This window comes from Actinoallomurus sp. NPDC050550, assembly GCF_040655075.1.
In the GTDB taxonomy this organism is placed as follows: Bacteria; Actinomycetota; Actinomycetes; order Streptosporangiales; family Streptosporangiaceae; genus Actinoallomurus.
In genome coordinates this window covers 24452-41495 of the sequence record NZ_JBFAJC010000002.1, presented here as the reverse complement: position 1 = coordinate 41495, position 17044 = coordinate 24452, and the positions used below count along the sequence as shown (strand labels likewise).

General features: G+C 69.3%; 17 protein-coding genes. 8 read left to right on the top strand and 9 right to left on the bottom strand.

Annotation, left to right across the window (positions count from 1 at the left end):
• The first annotated feature begins 263 nt into the window (after nt 1-263).
• The 3 genes from AB0I04_RS02465 to AB0I04_RS02455 all read left to right on the top strand — a co-directional run bounded on the left by AB0I04_RS02465 (nt 264) and on the right by AB0I04_RS02455 (nt 3168).
• Nucleotides 264-2015 carry a DEDD exonuclease domain-containing protein gene (locus tag AB0I04_RS02465; RefSeq protein ID WP_360877726.1) on the top strand — a complete coding sequence of 584 codons (1752 nt, stop codon included), beginning with the start codon at nt 264-266 and terminating at the stop codon, nt 2013-2015.
• A gap of 8 nt (nt 2016-2023) precedes the next feature.
• Nucleotides 2024-2773: a rhomboid family intramembrane serine protease gene (locus AB0I04_RS02460; RefSeq protein WP_360877723.1), complete on the top strand. Its 750-nt coding sequence runs from the start codon at nt 2024-2026 to the stop codon at nt 2771-2773.
• A 107-nt stretch (nt 2774-2880) separates the two neighbouring features.
• Nucleotides 2881-3168: an Lrp/AsnC ligand binding domain-containing protein gene (locus tag AB0I04_RS02455; RefSeq protein ID WP_345431382.1), complete on the top strand. Its 288-nt coding sequence runs from the start codon at nt 2881-2883 to the stop codon at nt 3166-3168.
• A gap of 121 nt (nt 3169-3289) precedes the next feature.
• On the opposite strand, the gene AB0I04_RS02450 is transcribed toward AB0I04_RS02455, so the two are convergent.
• From AB0I04_RS02450 to AB0I04_RS02435, 4 genes are read right to left on the bottom strand one after another with little or no spacing between them, the layout of a single operon-like run.
• Nucleotides 3290-4942, bottom strand: a complete 1653-nt coding sequence (locus tag AB0I04_RS02450) for a ubiquinol-cytochrome c reductase cytochrome b subunit (protein ID WP_360877719.1) — start codon at nt 4940-4942, stop codon at nt 3290-3292.
• 49 nt (nt 4943-4991) lie between these two features.
• Complete coding sequence (locus tag AB0I04_RS02445; protein WP_360877716.1) at nt 4992-6089, bottom strand: Rieske 2Fe-2S domain-containing protein; 1098 nt, start codon at nt 6087-6089, stop codon at nt 4992-4994.
• Nucleotides 6082-6894, bottom strand: coding sequence for a c-type cytochrome (locus tag AB0I04_RS02440; RefSeq protein WP_360877713.1), 813 nt, complete (start codon nt 6892-6894; stop codon nt 6082-6084). Before AB0I04_RS02440 ends, AB0I04_RS02445 begins: the two co-directional genes overlap by 8 nt.
• A 20-nt stretch (nt 6895-6914) precedes the next feature.
• Nucleotides 6915-7574 carry a heme-copper oxidase subunit III gene (locus tag AB0I04_RS02435; RefSeq protein WP_360877710.1) on the bottom strand — a complete coding sequence of 220 codons (660 nt, stop codon included), beginning with the start codon at nt 7572-7574 and terminating at the stop codon, nt 6915-6917.
• Nucleotides 7575-7738: 164 nt separating this feature from the next.
• On the opposite strand from AB0I04_RS02435, the gene AB0I04_RS02430 reads away from it, so the two are divergent.
• On the top strand, nt 7739-8176 hold the full coding sequence (locus AB0I04_RS02430; protein ID WP_360877708.1) for a hypothetical protein: 438 nt from the start codon (nt 7739-7741) through the stop codon (nt 8174-8176).
• 25 nt (nt 8177-8201) lie between these two features.
• On the top strand, nt 8202-9254 hold the full coding sequence (gene trpD / locus AB0I04_RS02425; protein WP_360877705.1) for an anthranilate phosphoribosyltransferase: 1053 nt from the start codon (nt 8202-8204) through the stop codon (nt 9252-9254).
• A 178-nt stretch (nt 9255-9432) separates the two neighbouring features.
• Here the strand turns inward: trpD and AB0I04_RS02420 are convergent, their stop codons facing one another.
• From AB0I04_RS02420 to coxB, 3 genes are read right to left on the bottom strand one after another with little or no spacing between them, the layout of a single operon-like run.
• A complete protein-coding gene (locus AB0I04_RS02420; protein WP_360877703.1) occupies nt 9433-9828 on the bottom strand; it encodes a cytochrome c oxidase subunit 4 in 396 nt (131 codons plus the stop codon).
• Nucleotide 9829: 1 nt separating this feature from the next.
• On the bottom strand, nt 9830-11506 hold the full coding sequence (gene ctaD / locus AB0I04_RS02415) for a cytochrome c oxidase subunit I (RefSeq protein WP_360877700.1): 1677 nt from the start codon (nt 11504-11506) through the stop codon (nt 9830-9832).
• Nucleotides 11503-12306 carry a cytochrome c oxidase subunit II gene (gene coxB / locus AB0I04_RS02410; RefSeq protein WP_360877698.1) on the bottom strand — a complete coding sequence of 268 codons (804 nt, stop codon included), beginning with the start codon at nt 12304-12306 and terminating at the stop codon, nt 11503-11505. The genes ctaD and coxB overlap by 4 nt, the downstream gene beginning before the upstream one ends.
• Nucleotides 12307-12459: 153 nt before the next feature.
• Between coxB and AB0I04_RS02405 the strand changes: the two genes are divergently transcribed.
• Complete coding sequence (locus AB0I04_RS02405; RefSeq protein ID WP_360877695.1) at nt 12460-13596, top strand: cysteine desulfurase family protein; 1137 nt, start codon at nt 12460-12462, stop codon at nt 13594-13596.
• A gap of 88 nt (nt 13597-13684) precedes the next feature.
• Complete coding sequence (locus tag AB0I04_RS02400) at nt 13685-13912, top strand: sulfurtransferase TusA family protein (RefSeq protein ID WP_345431458.1); 228 nt, start codon at nt 13685-13687, stop codon at nt 13910-13912.
• A gap of 226 nt (nt 13913-14138) precedes the next feature.
• On the opposite strand, the gene AB0I04_RS02395 is transcribed toward AB0I04_RS02400, so the two are convergent.
• A complete protein-coding gene (locus AB0I04_RS02395) occupies nt 14139-15104 on the bottom strand; it encodes a carbohydrate kinase family protein (protein WP_360877693.1) in 966 nt (321 codons plus the stop codon).
• A gap of 187 nt (nt 15105-15291) precedes the next feature.
• Entirely contained in the window at nt 15292-15645 is a 354-nt protein-coding gene (locus AB0I04_RS02390; protein WP_360877690.1) for an iron-sulfur cluster assembly accessory protein, read from the bottom strand.
• 196 nt (nt 15646-15841) lie between these two features.
• Here AB0I04_RS02390 and nadA point away from each other — a divergent pair, with 196 nt between their 5' ends.
• The gene (gene nadA / locus AB0I04_RS02385) at nt 15842-16993 is read left to right on the top strand and encodes a quinolinate synthase NadA (RefSeq protein WP_360877688.1); all 1152 of its coding nucleotides are present in this window, start codon (nt 15842-15844) and stop codon (nt 16991-16993) included.
• Nucleotides 16994-17044 lie beyond the last annotated feature (51 nt).

Here is a 17044-nt window from a genome sequence, read left to right as displayed (position 1 = left end):
CGCGGCCTCGACGACGCGCTGCCGGACCGCTTCGGGGAGCGGCTGATCGAGGTGTTCGCCCGGGCCGGTGTCGATGATCTACTCCTCACGAGTCGAGCGGGTGGGGCTGGTGCGGGACGCGTGCACCGGGCTCCGTGTCGCCGTCGCTGCCCAGCGTAGACGCCCCGGCGACCTTCGGTCCGCAATCCCCTCGACGAATACCCCGCAGTATCCGGCACCGGTCCGTCGAGGGGTTTGTCGGTCGCCGCGCGTACGGTGCCGCCATGGCCTCCGTCGGCCCTGCCGTGCAGGGCACCCTCGATGACCTCGGCACCCCCTTGGCCGGCGTCACCTTCGTCGTCGTCGACCTCGAGACCACCGGGGGCTCGGCCAAGGAGGACGCGATCACCGAGATCGGCGCGGTCAAGGTGTGCGGCGGCGAGGTCGTCGGCGAGTTCGCCACGCTGGTCGACCCGGGGATGCCGATCCCCCCGTTCATCTCGGTGATCACCGGCATCACGCAGCAGATGGTGGTGGCCGCTCCCCCGATCGGCGAGGTCCTGCCCTCGTTCCTGGAGTTCGCCAGGGGCACCGTGCTGGTCGCGCACAACGCGCCGTTCGACATCGGCTTCCTGAAGGCCGCCTGCGCCGCGCAGGAGCGTCCCTGGCCGACGCCGGCGGTCGTGGACACCGCCGACCTCGCACGCCGCCTCCTCACCCGCGACGAGGTCCCCAACTGCAAGCTCGCCACCCTCGCCCGCTTCTTCCGGACCACCGTCGAGCCCTGCCACCGCGCACTCAGAGACGCGCAGGCCACCGTCGACGTCCTGCACGGGCTGCTGGAGCGCGCCGGCGCGTTCGGCGTCGACACCCTGGAGGAGCTGACCGGGTTCACCCGCGCGCCGACGCCCGAGCAGCGCAGCAAGCGCCACCTGGCCGACGGCGTGCCCGCCGCACCCGGCGTCTACCTCTTCGAGGACGCCCGCGGCGAGGTCCTCTACGTCGGCAAGAGCGGCCGGCTGCGCAGCCGCGTCACCTCGTACTTCACCGCGTCGGAGACCCGCCGCCACGTCCGCGAGATGATCGGGATCGCCGACCGGGTCCGGACCATCGTGTGCGCCAGCCCGCTCGAGGCGGAGGTCCGCGAGCTGCGGCTCATCGCGGCGCACAAGCCGCGCTACAACCGGCGGTCGCGCCACCCGGAGCGGGCGGTCTGGCTGAAGCTCACCGCCGAGGTGTTCTCCCGGCTGTCCATCGTCCGGGAGGTGCGCGACGACGGCGCCACCTACCTCGGCCCGTTCGGCAGCGTCCGCACGGCCGAGGAGGCGCGCGCCGCCGTGCACGACGCCGTCCCCCTCCGCCAGTGCACCCAGCGGCTCACCCTGCGGCTCATCGAGAGCGGCCGCGCCGCGACCTGTGCGCTGGGCGAGCTCGGGCGCTGCGGCGCGCCGTGCGAGGGCCGCCAGCCGCCGGAGGAGTACGTGCGGCACGCGTCCCTCGCCCGCACGATCCTGGAGGGCGACGTCCGGCCGGTCGTCGCCGCCGCGCGGGCCCGCATCGACCGGCTCTCCGCCGAGCTGCGTTACGAGGAGGCCGCCGTCCAGCGCGACCGGCTGGCCGCCTTCGTCCGCGGCGCCGCCCGCTGCCAGCGCCTGTCGGCCCTGGCCGGGCTCGCACAGCTGGTCGCGGCCCGCCCGGCCTTCGACGGCGGCTGGGAGCTGCACGTCGTCCGCCACGGCCGGCTCGCGGCCGCCGGCACCGTCCCGCCGAACGCCCACCCCGTCCCGTACGTCGAGGCGCTCGTCGCCACCGCCGAGACCGTCCGCCCCGGCATCGGGGCGACCCCACGGGCCTCCGCCGAGGAGATGGAGTGCGTCCTGCGCTGGCTGGATTCCCCGGGCGTGCGCCTGGTCGAGGTCGACGGCACATGGACCTGCCCGCCCCACGGCGCCGAAAGCGTCCGCCGGTGGATCGAAAATGCCGTTCAGGGCCCCGATTCCCGTAAGGTTGACCGCGCCGGTCGGCCGATGCGATAGGAGCAGGTGTGGCGCTGCCGCTGTACGACAACCAGCCGACGCGGCGCGCGCCCCTGGTCACCTACTTCCTGATCGCCGCCAACGTCGTCGTCTTCCTGCTGTCGCCGATCGCCTCGATCGGGCACCACGACCAGAGCGTGGAGCAGCGCAAGTGCGCGCAGGTGACGTTTCTGCTGAAGTACGGCGCGGTCCCGAACGAGCTGCTCTCCGACCGGGCGAACCCGGTGCCGGAGGAGGTCGCCGCGGCCTGCCACCCGAAGCCGTACCACAAGCGGCCGTGGCTGTCGGCGCTGTCGTCGATGTTCCTGCACGGCGGCGTCGCCCACATCCTCGGCAACATGGTCTACCTGTTCATCTTCGGCGCGGCGACCGAGGACCGTCTCGGACGGCTCCGGTTCCTGGTCTTCTATCTCCTCGTCGGCTACATCGCGGCGTACGGCTTCGCGATCACCTACCCCGACTCGTACACCCCGCTCGTCGGGGCGTCCGGCGCCATCGCCGGGGTGCTCGGCTCGCACCTGGTGCTCTACCCCCGGTCGCGGACGATCGCGCTGATCCTGTCGATCTTCCCGTTCCGGCTGCCCTCGTGGGCGCTGCTCGCCCAGTTCTTCGTATTCCAGTGGCTCAGCCTCGGCGACAGCCAGAGCCAGACCGCGTACGTCGCGCACATCTACGGCTTCGTCGCCGGAATGATCGTCGGCCTGCTCGTCCGGCGCGGCACCGTCGCCCGCAAGTCGGCCGCCCTCAGCTGGCAATAGTTCCATCGGCGGCGCATACGCCCGCCCATGATCGCGTCGAACGGCCTCCACTAGTCTGTGCGACGGGGCGACACCACGCCGCGCGCAACCACCGCAGGAGGCATTCCGTGATCACCGCCATCGTGCTCATCAAGGCCGACGTCTCGCGCATCCCGGAGGTCGCCGAGACCATCGCCGGGCTCGACGGAGTGAGCGAGGTCTACTCCGTGACCGGTGAGTTCGACCTGGTCGCGCTCGTGCGCGTGCGCCAGTACGAGCAGATCGCGGACGTCATCCCCGGCGCCCTCAACAAGGTCTCCGGCGTGACGCACACCGAGACCCACATCGCCTTCCGCACGTACTCCCAGCACGACCTGGAGGCCGCCTTCGCGCTCGGCCTGCCCGACGCGGACTGACGACCGCCTCCCCTGGCCCTGGGACGTCGGCGAACGTACCCCAGGCCGCCCCTGTCGCTAACGCGAATCGGCCCGCCACCCGGATCCTGGGTGGCGGGCCGATCACGTGGGACGGCGACCGTCAGTGGCGGCTGATCGCCTTGCTGTCGCCGGGCTCGACCTCTGCGTCGTGGTGCGAACCCGCGTCGTCGTGACCCTCGTCGTGGCCGTTGACGGACACCTCGTCCTCGGTGAGGGCGCGGTTGAGGCCCTTGCGCAGCTTGCCCAGCGGGCTGCGCGCCGACGGCGCCGGTACGCCGTTCTCGTCCTCTTCCTCCAGCGTCAGCTCGGGCAGCGGGACCTTGCCCGTGAGGACGGCCCTCTGCTCCTCGCCGGCCGGCTCGTGCACCTCGATGAACTCGCCACTCGGCAGCCGCTTGATGATGCCGGACTCCACGCCGTGGTGCGCGATGTCCGCGTCCTTGCGCTGCAGACCCAGGCAGAGCCGCTTGGTGACGAAGAACGCGATGGTGGGCCCGATGAAGACCGCGAACCGGAAGAACCACGTCGTCGCGTACAGGGACACGTGGAACTTGTCGGCGATGACGTCGTTGCCGCCGCCCAGCCACAGCAGCCCGTAGAACGTGACCGCGGTCATGCCCACGGCCGTACGGAACGGGGCGTTGCGCGGACGGTCGGCGATGTGGTGGATCCGCTTGTCACCGGTCGCCCACTGCTCGATGAACGGCCACAGCGCCGCGCCGGTCATGATCAGGCCCAGCGGCACGAGCGCGGGAACGAGGACGTTCCACGAGACCGTGTGACCCCACAGGTTGGTCTCCCAGTTGGGCATGATGCGCAGCGCGCCCTCGAGGAAGCCCATGTAGAAGTCCGGCTGTGAGCCCGCCGTGATCGAGTCGGGCGTGTACGGGCCGAACAGCCAGATCGGGTTGATCTGGGCGAACGTCCCGAGCAGCGCGATGACCATGAAGGTGAACATGAAGAAGGCACCAGCCTTGATCATGAACACCGGGTAGAACGGCTTGCCGAGGACGCTCTTCTCCTCGCGGTTCTTGCCGGGGAACTGCGTGTGCCCCTGGTGCCACAGGATCATGAAGTGCGCGCCGACCAGCGCCAGCAGGATGCCGGGGATCAGCAGCACGTGCACCGTGTAGAGGCGCGGGATGAAGTCGTGGCCGGGGAAGTCGCCGCCGAACGCGAAGTAGAACAGGTACGTGCCGACCAGCGGGATCGACTGCAGGACGCCCTGGGTGATCCGCAGACCCGTGCCGGACAGCAGGTCGTCCGGCAGCGAGTAGCCGAACAGACCCTCCAGCAGGGCGAGGGTGAACAGACCCAGGCCGATCAGCCAGTTGACCTCACGCGGCTTGCGGTACGCGCCGGTGAAGAAGACGCGCAGCATGTGCACCGTGAGCGAGGCCACGAACATGACCGCGGCCCAGTGGTGGATCTGCCGCATGAGCAGACCGCCGCGAACGTCGAAGCTGATGTTCAGCGTCGAGCTGTACGCCTCGCTCATCTTGACGCCGTACAGCTTCATGTAGTGACCCTGGTACACGACCTCCGACATGCTGGGCTTGAACCACAGCGTCAGGAACGTGCCGGTCGCCAGCAGGATGATGAAGGAGTAGAGCGCGATCTCCCCCAGCATGAACGACCAGTGGTCGGGGAAGACCTTCTTCATCTTGCCGCGGAGGAATCCCACGGTGCCGAAGCGCTCGTCGAGCCAGCCGATTGGGGCGTCGACCGCCTTCGGGGGTGCCTGTGTCGTCATTGGTCGCTCACCGATCCTCGCTCACCGAGTCGGTCGCCGATGAGTGTTGTCATGCCTTGGGCCTCCCCCGCTCCCAGAAGCTGGGTCCGACCGGCTCGTGGAAGTCACTCGTCGCGATCAGATAGCCCTCGGAGTCGACGCCGATGGGCAGCTGCGGCAGCGGCCGGGCCGCCGGGCCGAAGATCACCTTAGCGGCGTCGAGCGCGTCGAAGGTCGACTGGTGACACGGGCACAGGATGTGGTGCGTCGTCTGCTCGTACAGCGCGGCCGGGCAGCCGACGTGCGTGCAGATCTTGGAGTAGGCGATGATCCCGCCGACGTTCCAGTTCTCCCGGCCCTTCTTGACCTTGAGCTGGTCCTCCGGGACGTTGATCAGCACGACCGTGGCCTTGGCCAGCTCGTCGAGAGTGGGCTCGCCGTCCGGGTGATCCTTGTCCTTGGGGACTTCCGGGATGACGGTGATGATGCCGCCCGGCGAGTTGAAGTCGGACGGCTTCAGCGGCTGGCCGGTGCCGTCGACGATGAGCCGGGTGCCCTTCTTCCACATGGTGTGGCGGAGCTTCTTCTCCGGGAGCGGGCCCATGTCGCGCAGCAGGATCACCGGGATCAGGCCCAGCGGGGCGGAGGCCAGCAGCAGGGTGCGCCGCAGGAGCGGCCGCTTGGTGAGGCCGCTCTCCTCGGTGCCCTCCATGAAGTACTGGTTGAAGACCTGCCGGTCCTCCTGCGGGGAGGACAGCTCGTGCCGCTCCTGGATGATCTCCTTGGTCGTCATCAGATGACGGACCCAGATCGTCATGCCGACCGCGAGGCCGAGGAAGATCACCGTCAGCGCGGTGCCCAGCGCGTAGTTCGAGTGCATCGCGCGGTCGATGTCGTCGTTGCCGACGTGGCCCGGCCAGACGGCGTAGAAGACGATGAACGCGACGCCCGCGAGGAACGTCAGCGTGAAGAAGAACGCGACCGTGCGCTCGGCCCTGCGCGCCTTGGCCGGGTCGAGCACGTACTGGTCGTGGCCGCTCTCCCCGCCCGTCTCCGCGGACGGCAGCAGGTCATGGTTCTGCACCTGCGGCGGCGTGCCGATGACGCGCTTGGGCGTGCGCTCCTCCTCTTCGGAGGGCGCGCCGTGGGTGTCGTTGGTATCAGACATTGTGCTTCTTCTTGGGCTTCCTGGCGGTGATCCACATGGCCGCGATGATGATCAGTCCGAGTCCGACCAGCCAGCCGACGAGGCCTTCGGCCACCGGGCCGACGCGGCCGAGGCCGTTGCCGCCCGGGTTGGGCTCGGCGCGGGTCTGGGTGACGTACGCGATGATGGCGCGCTTCTGCTCGGGCGTCAGCGTCGTGTCGTTGAAGACCGGCATCGCCTGCGGACCGGTGAGCATGGCCTCGTAGATCTGCTGGGGCGTCGCCTTGGTCAGCGGCGGAGCGTACTTGCCTCCGGTCAGCGCGCCGCCCGAACCGGCGAAGTTGTGACACTGCGCGCAGTTGGCCCGGAAGAGCCTCCCGCCCATGGCCGCATCGCCGGTGTCCGGGTTGACCTGGTCCTTCGACGGGACCTCGGGGCCGCCGCCGAGAGAGGCGATGTACGCGGCGAGCTGACGCGTCTGCTCCTCGTTGAAGACCGGCTTCTTACGCGGAATCTGCGCGCCGAGGTTCATGGCCGGCATCCGGCCGGTGCTGACCTGGAAGTCGACCGAGGCCGCGCCGACGCCGAGAAGGCTGGGGGCGTTCTTCGTGCCCTCGGCGTTCGCGCCGTGGCAGCTCGAGCAGGCCTGGTTGAACAGCTGCTTGCCCTTGGCCACGTCCTGGTCCGACGCCGCGGCGGCGGCCGCCTGTGCCCGGTCAGAGCTCGGCGAAACACCGGCGTAGGCGACGCCGATGATCGCGAGCGCGGCCAGCACAACGGCGTAGCCCGCCCACGGGCGCCGTCGCCATGCGGTGATCCATTTCACGAAAGATCCCTCGTTCTGGGTCAGGTGAAGATCTTGTCGATCCCGTAGATGGTGAAGAACAGCCCCACCCAGACCGCATCGACAAAGTGCCAGTAGTAGGACACGACGATGGCGCTCGTCGCCTGCTCATGTGTCCAGCGCTTCGCGGCGTACGTGCGTCCAAGCATGAAGATGAACGCGATCAGTCCACCGGTCACGTGCAGGCCGTGAAAGCCCGTCGTCAGGTAGAAGACCGAGCCGTACGCGCTGCTGGAGATCGTCGTGCCCTCGCCGATGAGAGTGCGGTACTCATTCAGCTGGCCGGCCACGAAGACCGCGCCCATGAGGAAGGACAGGACGTACCACTCGCGCAGACCCCACCGCTTGAGGTTGAAGAGCGACCCCAGGCGCCTGACCTGCCCACGCTCCGCGGCGAACACGCCCATCTGGCAGGTCACACTGGACATCAGCAGGATGAAGGTGTTGGCCGAGGCGTACGGGATGTCCAAGTGGGCTTCCGGCCACGGGCCGCCGTCCCCCTTGGTCACCGACCGGATCGTGAAGTACATCGCGAACAGCGCCGCGAAGAACATGAGCTCAGACGACAGCCACACGATCGTGCCCACGCTTACGAGGTTGGGCCGGTTGGCGTGGGACCGGGGTGCCGTTTCTGTCGCGGTTGCTGTTGCCACGGGCAGCATTATTGCGGCACCTGTCGGTGCTCCGTGCAGGACCCCCCTGTGGAGGCGATTCCGCTCCTCACGAGGCGCATCCGGGCACGCCAGGGCGGGCGACCCGACCCGCGGTGTCATCTCCCGGTAACATCGGCTCGTATCCCGCGCCCACGTCACCCATGGATGAGCCGATGAGCACCGAAGAGACCATGAAGGTCCTCGTATACAGCGACGACGCGAACACCCGCAATGAGGTCATGCTCGCGATCGGCCGCCGTCCCGCGCCCGGCCTGCCGAAGGTCGAGTTCGTCGAGGTCGCGACGGAGCCCGCGGTGTTCGTCCACCTCGATCGGGGAGACATCGACGTGGTGATCCTCGACGGTGAGGCGCGCCCGGCCGGCGGCATGGGCATCGCCCGGCAGGCCAAGGACGAGATCTACCACTGCCCGCCGATCATGGTGATCATCGCCCGCCGCGACGACGGCTGGCTGGCGACCTGGTCCCGCGCCGACGCCGTGGCGAGCCAGCCGATCGACCCGGTCGCGCTCGCCGAGGGCGTCGCCGACCTGATGCGCCGCCGCCTCGAGGGGCACGTCGGCGACTCCGACCCTCGCCTGTCCCTCCAGTAGCCGTCCGCTCCCCGAAGGGGCACCCATGGACCCGCGTACGACGTGGCCCGCGCTGCTCAACGCGCTGATCGACGGAGAGTCGCTGTCGTCGGACGAGACCGCCTGGGCGATGAACGAGATCATGTCGGGCCAGGCGACCGACGTACAGATCGCCGGTTTCGCCGTGGCGCTGCGTGCCAAGGGCGAGACCGTCGCCGAGGTCGCCGGGCTCGCCGAGGGCATGCTCGCGCACGCACGGCCGATCACCGTCCCGGGGCCGGCGGTCGACCTCGTCGGCACGGGCGGTGACCGGGCGCACACCGTCAACGTCTCCACGATGGGCGCGATCGTCGCGGCGTCCGCGGGCGCGCGCATGGTCAAGCACGGCAACCGCGCCGCGTCGTCCTCCTGTGGAGCGGCGGACCTCCTCGAGGAGCTCGGCGTCGTCATCGACCTGCCCCCGGAGGCGACGGCGAAGGTCGCGGACGAGGTCGGCATCACGTTCTGCTTCGCGCCGCTCTACCACTCCGCGCTGAAGTACGCGTCCAAGACCCGGGGCGAGCTGCGGGTTCCGACCGTCTTCAACTTCCTCGGGCCGCTCACCAATCCCGCGCGTCCCTCCGCTCAGGCGGTCGGGGTCTTCCACCCGCGCATGGCGGGGATCATCGCCGGGGTGTTCGCCGAGCGGGGCTGCTCGTCGCTGGTGTTCCGCGGCGACGACGGGCTCGACGAGCTGACGACCACGTCGACGTCGATCATCTGGGTGGTCCGCGAGGGCACCGCCACCGAGACCGTCTTCGACCCGGCCGACCTCGGCATCCCCCGCGCCACCCCCGACGACCTGCGCGGCGCCGACGCCGCCCACAACGCCCGGGTGGCCCACGCGGTGCTGGGCGGCGAGCACGGGCCCGTACGCGACATCGTGGCTCTGAACGCCGCTGCGGCGCTCGTAGCCGCGGAGGGCACCCCACCGGCGGACACGCTGACCGCGGCCCTCGCCGACGCGTACACACGCGCCCTGCAGGCGATCGACTCCGGCGCGGCCACCGCTCTGCTGGACCGCTGGATCGCCGCCACGCGGCGCCAGGCGCGTTCCTGACGGACCGCCCGTCCGGCTGCGCGGCCGTTCTCCGGTCGCCGGGCAACGTCGCCCAGGCGGCGCGTCGCAGGGCGCCACGAACGGGATTTTCGCCACACCCTGGCCGCCTGACCCTCTCTACGCACGGAAGGCCGGCACCGCGGACGCGGTGCCGGCCTTCCGTGCGTACGGGGGCGTCTCAGTGCGAGAAGTGGCCCCGGTAGTACTCGAAGACGAACCCGATCGCGGCGAGCACGACCCCGAGCATGCCGATCAGCAGCAGCCACCAGCCGAACACGGCGCCGAGAGCGGCGGTCGCGGCGGCCAGCGCCGTGAACAGCGGCCACCAGCTGTGCGGGCTGAAGAAGCCCAGCTCGCCGGCGCCGTCGGCGATCTCCGCCTCTTTGTCGTCCTCCGGCCGCGGGTCGATCCGCCGGCCGGTGAACAGGAGGTAGAAGCCGGTCAGCCCGGCCAGCCCGATGGTCAGGGCCAGGGCCGTCGTACCGGTCGGGTCGTGCGACCACAGCCAGTAGATGACGTCCATGATCGCGAAGAACAGGGCGCAGAAGACGAACAGGTAACCCTCGATCTTCATGTCAGTCCTCCGCCCCGGTGGCGGCCGTCACCGCGGGCTTTTCCTCGTGCGGGTAGTGCAGGTCGAACGCCGGCCGCTCGGAGCGGATCCTCGGGATCGACGTGAAGTTGTGCCGCGGCGGCGGGCAGGAGGTCGCCCACTCGAGCGAGGCGCCGAAGCCCCACGGGTCGTCGACGTCGACCCGCTTGCCGTTCTTGGTGGTGATGAAGACGTTCCACAGGAACGGGATCATCGACACGGCGAGGATGAACGCGCCGATCGTCGAGACGACGTTCAGCGAGGTGAACTCCTTGGCGTAGTCCGGGACCCGGCGCTGCATGCCCTCCGCGCCCAGCCAGTGCTGGACCAGGAAGGTGGTGTGGAAGCCAATGAACAGCAGCCAGAAGTGGATCTTGCCCAGCGTCTCGTTGAGCATCTTCCCCGTCATCTTGGGCCACCAGAAGTAGAAGCCCGCGAACATGGCGAACACCACGGTGCCGAACAGCACGTAGTGGAAGTGCGCGACGACGAAGTAGGAGTCGTTGAGCTGGAAGTCCAGCGGCGGCGAGGCCAGGATGATGCCGGTCAGACCGCCGAACAGGAACGTCACCAGGAAGCCGAGCGACCAGAGCATCGGCGTCTCGAACGTCAGATGCCCGCGCCAGATCGTGCCGACCCAGTTGAAGAACTTCACGCCGGTCGGGACCGCGATCAGGAACGTCATGAACGAGAAGAACGGCAGCAGCACCTGGCCGGTGGGGAACATGTGGTGCGCCCACACCGTCACGGACAGGCCCGCGATCGCGATCGTGGCGCCGACCAGGCCGATGTAGCCGAAGACCGGCTTGCGGCTGAACACCGGCAGGATCTCGGTGATGATGCCGAAGAACGGCAACGCGACGATGTACACCTCGGGATGGCCGAAGAACCAGAACAGGTGCTGCCAGAGCATCGCACCGCCGGTGGCCGGGTCGAAGACGTGCGCGCCGAGCTTACGGTCGGCCTCCAGGGCCAGCAGCGCCGCGGCCAGCACCGGGAACGCCATCAGCACGAGGACCGAGGTCAGCAGGATGTTCCACGTGAAGATCGGCATCCGGAACATCGTCATGCCCGGCGCCCGCATGCAGAAGATCGTGGTGATGAAGTTGACGCCACCGAGGATCGTGCCGAGGCCGGAGAGCGTCAGACCCATGATCCACAGGTCGCCCCCGACCTCCGGGGACCGGACGATGTCCGAGAGCGGCGTGTAGGCGTACCAGCCGAAGCTGGCGGCGCCGCCCGGCGTGAGGAATCCGATGAGCGTGATGCTGCTGCCGAACAGGAAGAAGTAGAAGCTCAGCATGTTCATGCGCGGGAACGCCACGTCAGGCGACCCGATCTGCAGCGGCATGATCACGTTGCCGAAGCCGATGAACAGCGGCGTCGCGAACATGAGCAGCATGATCGTGCCGTGCATCGTGAACAGCTGGTTGAACTGCTCGGCGCTCATGATCTGCAGGCCCGGCTTGGCCAGCTCGCTGCGCATGAGCAGCGCCATGATGCCGCCGATGCCGAAGAACACGAACGACGTGATCAGGTACATGTACCCGATCACCTTGTGGTCCGTGGACGAGAGCCACGACACGAGGACGCGGCCCTTGCTCGGCCGCGGCTGGAAGGCCGGGGCGGAGGGGGTGGAATGAGTGATGGTGGTGGTCACTGAGCGCTCCCGCTCGCCTGGTGGCTCGAGATGAACTGCTGGAACTCCTGCGGCGAGACGATCTTCACCTGGAAGAGCATCCGACTGTGGTCGACACCGCAGAACTCAGCGCAGCGTCCCTCGAACGTTCCCGTCTTGGTCGGGGTGACCTCGAAGTCCTCGCCGGTCTTGGCCCCGGGGAGGATGTCCCGCTTGAAGATGAACGAGGGTACCCAGAAGGAGTGGATGACATCGGTCGAGACGAGGTGGAAACGCACCTTCTGTCCGACCGGGATCACGAGGACGGGCTTGTCGTTGCCGTCGGGGGACGTGGGCTGACCGACGATCGGCTTGGTGTGGTACTGCGGATAGTCGAACTGCCAGCTCCACTGGAAGGCGGTCACGTTCACCTGGGTGACCTGACCCGTCGACGTGCTGCTGCTGACCTTGTTGAGATACGTCTCGTCGCGCGCGGTGAAGTAGAACAGCACCGCGATGATGATGAACGGCACGACGGTGTAGAGCATCTCGATCGGCAGGTTGTACCGCACCTGCGGCGGCAGCTGGTCGGAACGCTTGCGGTGGAACAGCACCGCCCAGATGATCAGCCCCCAGACCAGCGCGCCCACGGCGAACGCCGCGATCCAGGACCCCTGCCACAGGGTCACGACGCGCTTGGCCTGCTCGGTCACCGGCGTCGGCAGGCCGAGACGCTTTTCCTGGTCGGAGCACGCCGTCGTGGCGAGCGCCAGCATCGAGAGCGCCGCAGCGCCCAGCAGGATGCGCCGACGCGGGCTCGGCGCTCCAGTGCGCGCGGGCATGTGCCGCTTCCTACGGCGGGTCGGACTCACGGATTGCCTTCCCACGATGAAGCCCGAATCACCGGGCGATCAGTTCGATGTTCACGCTTGTCGACCAAACATTAGCGTGAGGGTCGCGGACACCCATGTGGGACCCCCATTAGTGTCTGTTCCGTGGCCTACTTCGATGCGGCGTCCACCGAACCTCTGCATCCGGCGGCCCGGGAGGCCCTGATCACAGCCCTGGACGGCGGCTGGGCCGACCCGCAGCGGCTCTACGGTGACGCGCGGCGCGCCCGGCTCCTGCTCGACCAGGCGAGAGCCAAGATCGCCGTCGCGTTCGGCGTACGGCCCGACGAGACGTTCTTCACCACGTCCGGCACCCAGGCGGTGCACCTGGCGATGCTCGGCGCGCTGTCGGCCCGCCGGCGGACCGGCCGGCACCTCGTCGTCAGCGCGGTCGAGCACTCCAGCGTGCTGCACACCGCCGCGCTGCACGAGCGGGACGGCGGGAAGGTGACGACGGTCGGCGTCGACCGTGCGGGGCGCGTCGACCCGGAGGAGTTCGCGGCGGCGCTGCGCCCGGACACGGCGCTGGCCTGCCTGCAGTCGGCCAACCACGAGGTCGGCACCCTCCAGCCCGTCGCCGAGGTGGCCGAGGCCTGCCGGGAGGCGCGGGTCCCGCTGTTCGTCGACGCCGCCCAGTCGGCCGGGCGTACCGAGGTCCCGGCCGGCTGGTCGCTGCTGGCCGCCAGTGCCCACAAGTGGGGCGGTCCGCCGGGCGTCGGCGTGCTCATCGTCCGCAAGAACACCCGGTGGCGGTCGCCGCTGCCGGAGGACGAGCGGGAGGGCCGCCGGGTCCCCGGGTTCGAGAACGTCCCGGGCGCGGTGGCCGCCGCGGCGGCCCTGGAGGCGTACGCCGCCGAGATGAACCGCGACGGGCCCCGGCTGTCCGCGCTCGTCGACCGGATCCGCGAACGCGTGCCCCACCTCATCGAGGACGTCGAGGTCATCGGCGACCCCGTACGCCGCCTTCCCCACCTGGTGACCTTCTCGTGCCTGTACGTCGAGGGCGAGGCGCTCCTGACCGAACTCGACCGACTCGGTTTCGCCGTTTCTTCCGGCAGTTCCTGTACGGCCGATACGCTGCGTCCCAGCCATGTTCTGGAGGCGATGGGGGTGATTACCCATGGGAACGTCCGGGTATCGCTCCCTCGCGGCACAAGCGCGACGGATGTCGACCGGTTTCTGGCGGTTCTGCCCGACGCCGTGGCCCGCCTCCGCCGTACGGCAGGGGTGACCAGTAAGTGAGTAGGGAGATCATGCGATGGGGCTGAGGCGCCGCCGGGCCGAGCGGGAGACCCCCCGGGAGGCGACCCCCCCGGCGTACCACGGACCCATGCCGGTCCTGACCATCGACGCGTTGGGCCGCAAGTGCCCGATTCCCATCATCATGCTGGCCGAGCGCATCCACGAGGTGCCGGTCGGCCAGATCATCGCCGTGCAGGCCGACGACGTCGCCGCGCGCACCGACGTGCCGGCCTGGTGCCGCATGAAGTCACAGGACTTCGTCCGCGAGGAGACACTCCCCCGCGGCTGGGCGTTCCACATACGCCGTAACTACTGAACGACGCGCGAGCGCGGTGTTCGATGGCGCTCGCTCCGCGAGCGCGGTTCGCGGCGCCCCACGCGCCGTCTTCCCTCGTGCCGGATGGCGCTCGCCGACACGAGGGCGGTTCGCGACGCCCGATGTGTCCGTCCTCTGCCGTCTGTTCGCCGCGCTCCGCAGTCCAGATGATGGGGTGCGCTCGCTCCGGTCCGATCGTGAGCGGAGCGAGCGCTGGAGGGGCGGCTCAGAGGTGCTGGGCGACCTCGCCGGCGGCGTCCTTGCCGTACGCGTCGGCGAAGCGCTCGACGAAGTGCTCGCCGTGCAGGGTGTACTCCTGGGGCCCGGCGACCTCCAGGGCATGCGCGGCGAGGAGGTTGCCGGTCTGGGCGGCGCGCTCGAGGGACAGGCCCCAGGACAGCGCCGTGAGGAAGCCGGCGCGGAACGCGTCTCCGACGCCCGTCGGCTCGACCTTCTTGACCTCGGGGGCCGCGTCGACGTGCAGGCTCGGCTCGCCGGCGCGGTCGATCCGGACGCCCTTCGGGCCGAGCGTGGTCACGCGGACCCCGACGCGGGACAGGACCTCCTCGCCCGACCAGCCGGTCTTCTGCTCGCAGAGGGACTTCTCGTACTCGTTGGTGAACAGGTACGCGGCGCCGTCGATGAGCTCACGCACGTCGTCCATGCGGGCGAGCTGCTGCGAGGGGTCGGCCGCGAAGGGGATGCCGCGGGTCCGGCACTCCTCGGTGTGCCGGATCATCCCCTCGGGGTCGTCGGCTCCGATGAGGACCAGGTCGAGGCCGTCGACCCGGTCGACGATCGGCTGCAGCTCGATCTGGCGGGCCTCGCTCATCGCGCCGGCGTAGAAGGACGCGATCTGGTTGTGGTCCTGGTCGGTCGTGCACAGGAAGCGCGCCGTGTGATGGAGCTCCGACACGTGCACCGAGGACGTGTCGACGCCGTGCCGCTCCAGCCAGGAGCGGTAGTCGGCGAAGTCGTCGCCCACCGCGCCGACGAGGATCGGGCGCTGGCCGAGGAGGCCCATGCCGTAGCAGATGTTGGCCGCGACGCCGCCGCGCCGGATGTCGAGCTCGTCCACGAGGAACGACAGGGAAACGGTGTGCAGCTGATCGGGAATGAGCTGGTCCGCGAACCGGCCCGGGAAGCTCATCAGATGGTCGGTTGCGATGGAGCCGGCAACAGCGATGCGCACGACGTCGATCTCCTCGTCGGTTCGGCGGCCCCGTCATTGCCGCGAGGCCGTCTCGAATGGCGGTCCAAACCCGGCAAGGCTACTGCCTCACCGGCTCCGAACACGCCAGATGCCCGTGTCCGGGGGACCCGGTCACGGGCATCATCGCGCACAGCCTTTAAGCCTCGATGTCAGGAGGCCTTAAGGCTTAGTGGAACGAGTCGCCGCAGGCGCAGGAGCCACCGGCGTTCGGGTTGTCGATCGTGAAGCCCTGCTTCTCGATGGTGTCCACGAAGTCGATCGTGGCGCCCGTGAGGTACGGCACGCTCATCCGGTCGACGCGGACGTTGAGGCCGTTGAAGTCCTGGAGGAGGTCACCGTCCACCTCGCGGTCGTCGAAGTAGAGCTGGTAGATCAGGCCCGAGCACCCCCCCGGCTGGACCTGCACGCGAAGCGCAAGGCCTTCCTCGCCCTGCTGCTCGAGCAGGCTCTTGGCCTTCGCCGCCGCGGCGTCGGTGAGGACCACGCCCTGCTGCGTGTCGGTCTCGGCTGGAACCGTCATGTGCTGACTCCCGATTGGCTCGGTCGCTCCGTGGCGGCCGTCGTCGTTGCTTGCCTCTCCGCACAACGTACCCGCTACGGGGAGGCATTCCCCAATGGGCGGGTTCTTTCACCGCGGTCTCAGGCGGCTTGACCACCGCCGCCTACGATGACGTATCGTCAGAAAGACGATAAGTCCTTGCCAAGGGAGCCTCCCAGTGACCATCGACATCGGCAGTCCCCTGCTGCTTCTCGGCCGTGGGGCCGACCCGGCGAGCGAACGCGGCGTCTCCTGCCCCGGTGACCTGCCGCCCGCCTCGGACCCGGCCCTGGTGGAGCGGGCCCGCGCGGCGAAGGCCGCCCTGGGCGACCGGCTGTTCGTCCTCGGCCATCACTACCAGCGCGACGAGGTCATCCAGTTCGCCGACGTGACGGGCGACTCCTTCAAGCTCGCTCAGGCGGCGGCCGCCCGGCCGCAGGCTCCGTACATCGTCTTTTGCGGCGTGCACTTCATGGCCGAGTCCGCCGACATCCTGACCTCGCCGGACCAGCGGGTCGTGCTCCCGGACCTGGCCGCCGGCTGCTCGATGGCCGACATGGCGACCTACGACCAGGTCGAGGAGTGCTGGGAGGTCCTGGAGGACGCGGGCATCGCCGACGACGTCGTGCCGATCACGTACATGAACTCCTCGGCCGACATCAAGGCGTTCGTCGGCCGCCACGGCGGCGCGGTCTGCACGTCGTCCAACGCGCGCCGCGCCCTCGAGTGGGCGTTCTCCAAGGGTTCGAAGGTGCTGTTCCTGCCCGACCAGCACCTGGGCCGCAACACCGCCGTGCTCGAGATGGGCCTCTCGCTGGACGACTGCGTCGTCTACAACCCGCACCGGCCGGACGGCGGGCTCGCCACGGACGAGCTGCGCGACGCCACGATGATCCTCTGGCGCGGGCACTGCTCCGTGCACGGGCGGTTCAGCAAGGAGTCCGTCGACGACGTCCGGGCGCGGATCCCCGGCGTGAACGTCCTCGTGCACCCCGAGTGCCGCCACGAGGTGGTGAAGGAGGCCGATCACATCGGGTCGACGGAGTACATCATCCGCATGCTCGACGAGGCGCCCTCCGGGTCGGCGTGGGCCGTCGGCACCGAGCTGAACCTCGTGAAGCGCCTCGCCGACCGGCACCCGGACAAGACGATCGCCTTCCTCGACAAGACGGTCTGCTTCTGCTCGACGATGAACCGCATCGACCTGCCGCACCTGGTCTGGTCGCTGGAGTCCCTGGCCCGGGGCGAGGTCGTCAACCAGATCACCGTCGACGAGGAGACGGCCCACTACGCCCGCGCCGCCCTCGACCAGATGCTCGCCCTCCCGTAAGCCGGGTGAAAGCCGTCATCTCTGGCGGGTGTCGCCCCTATCGGCGGCGGC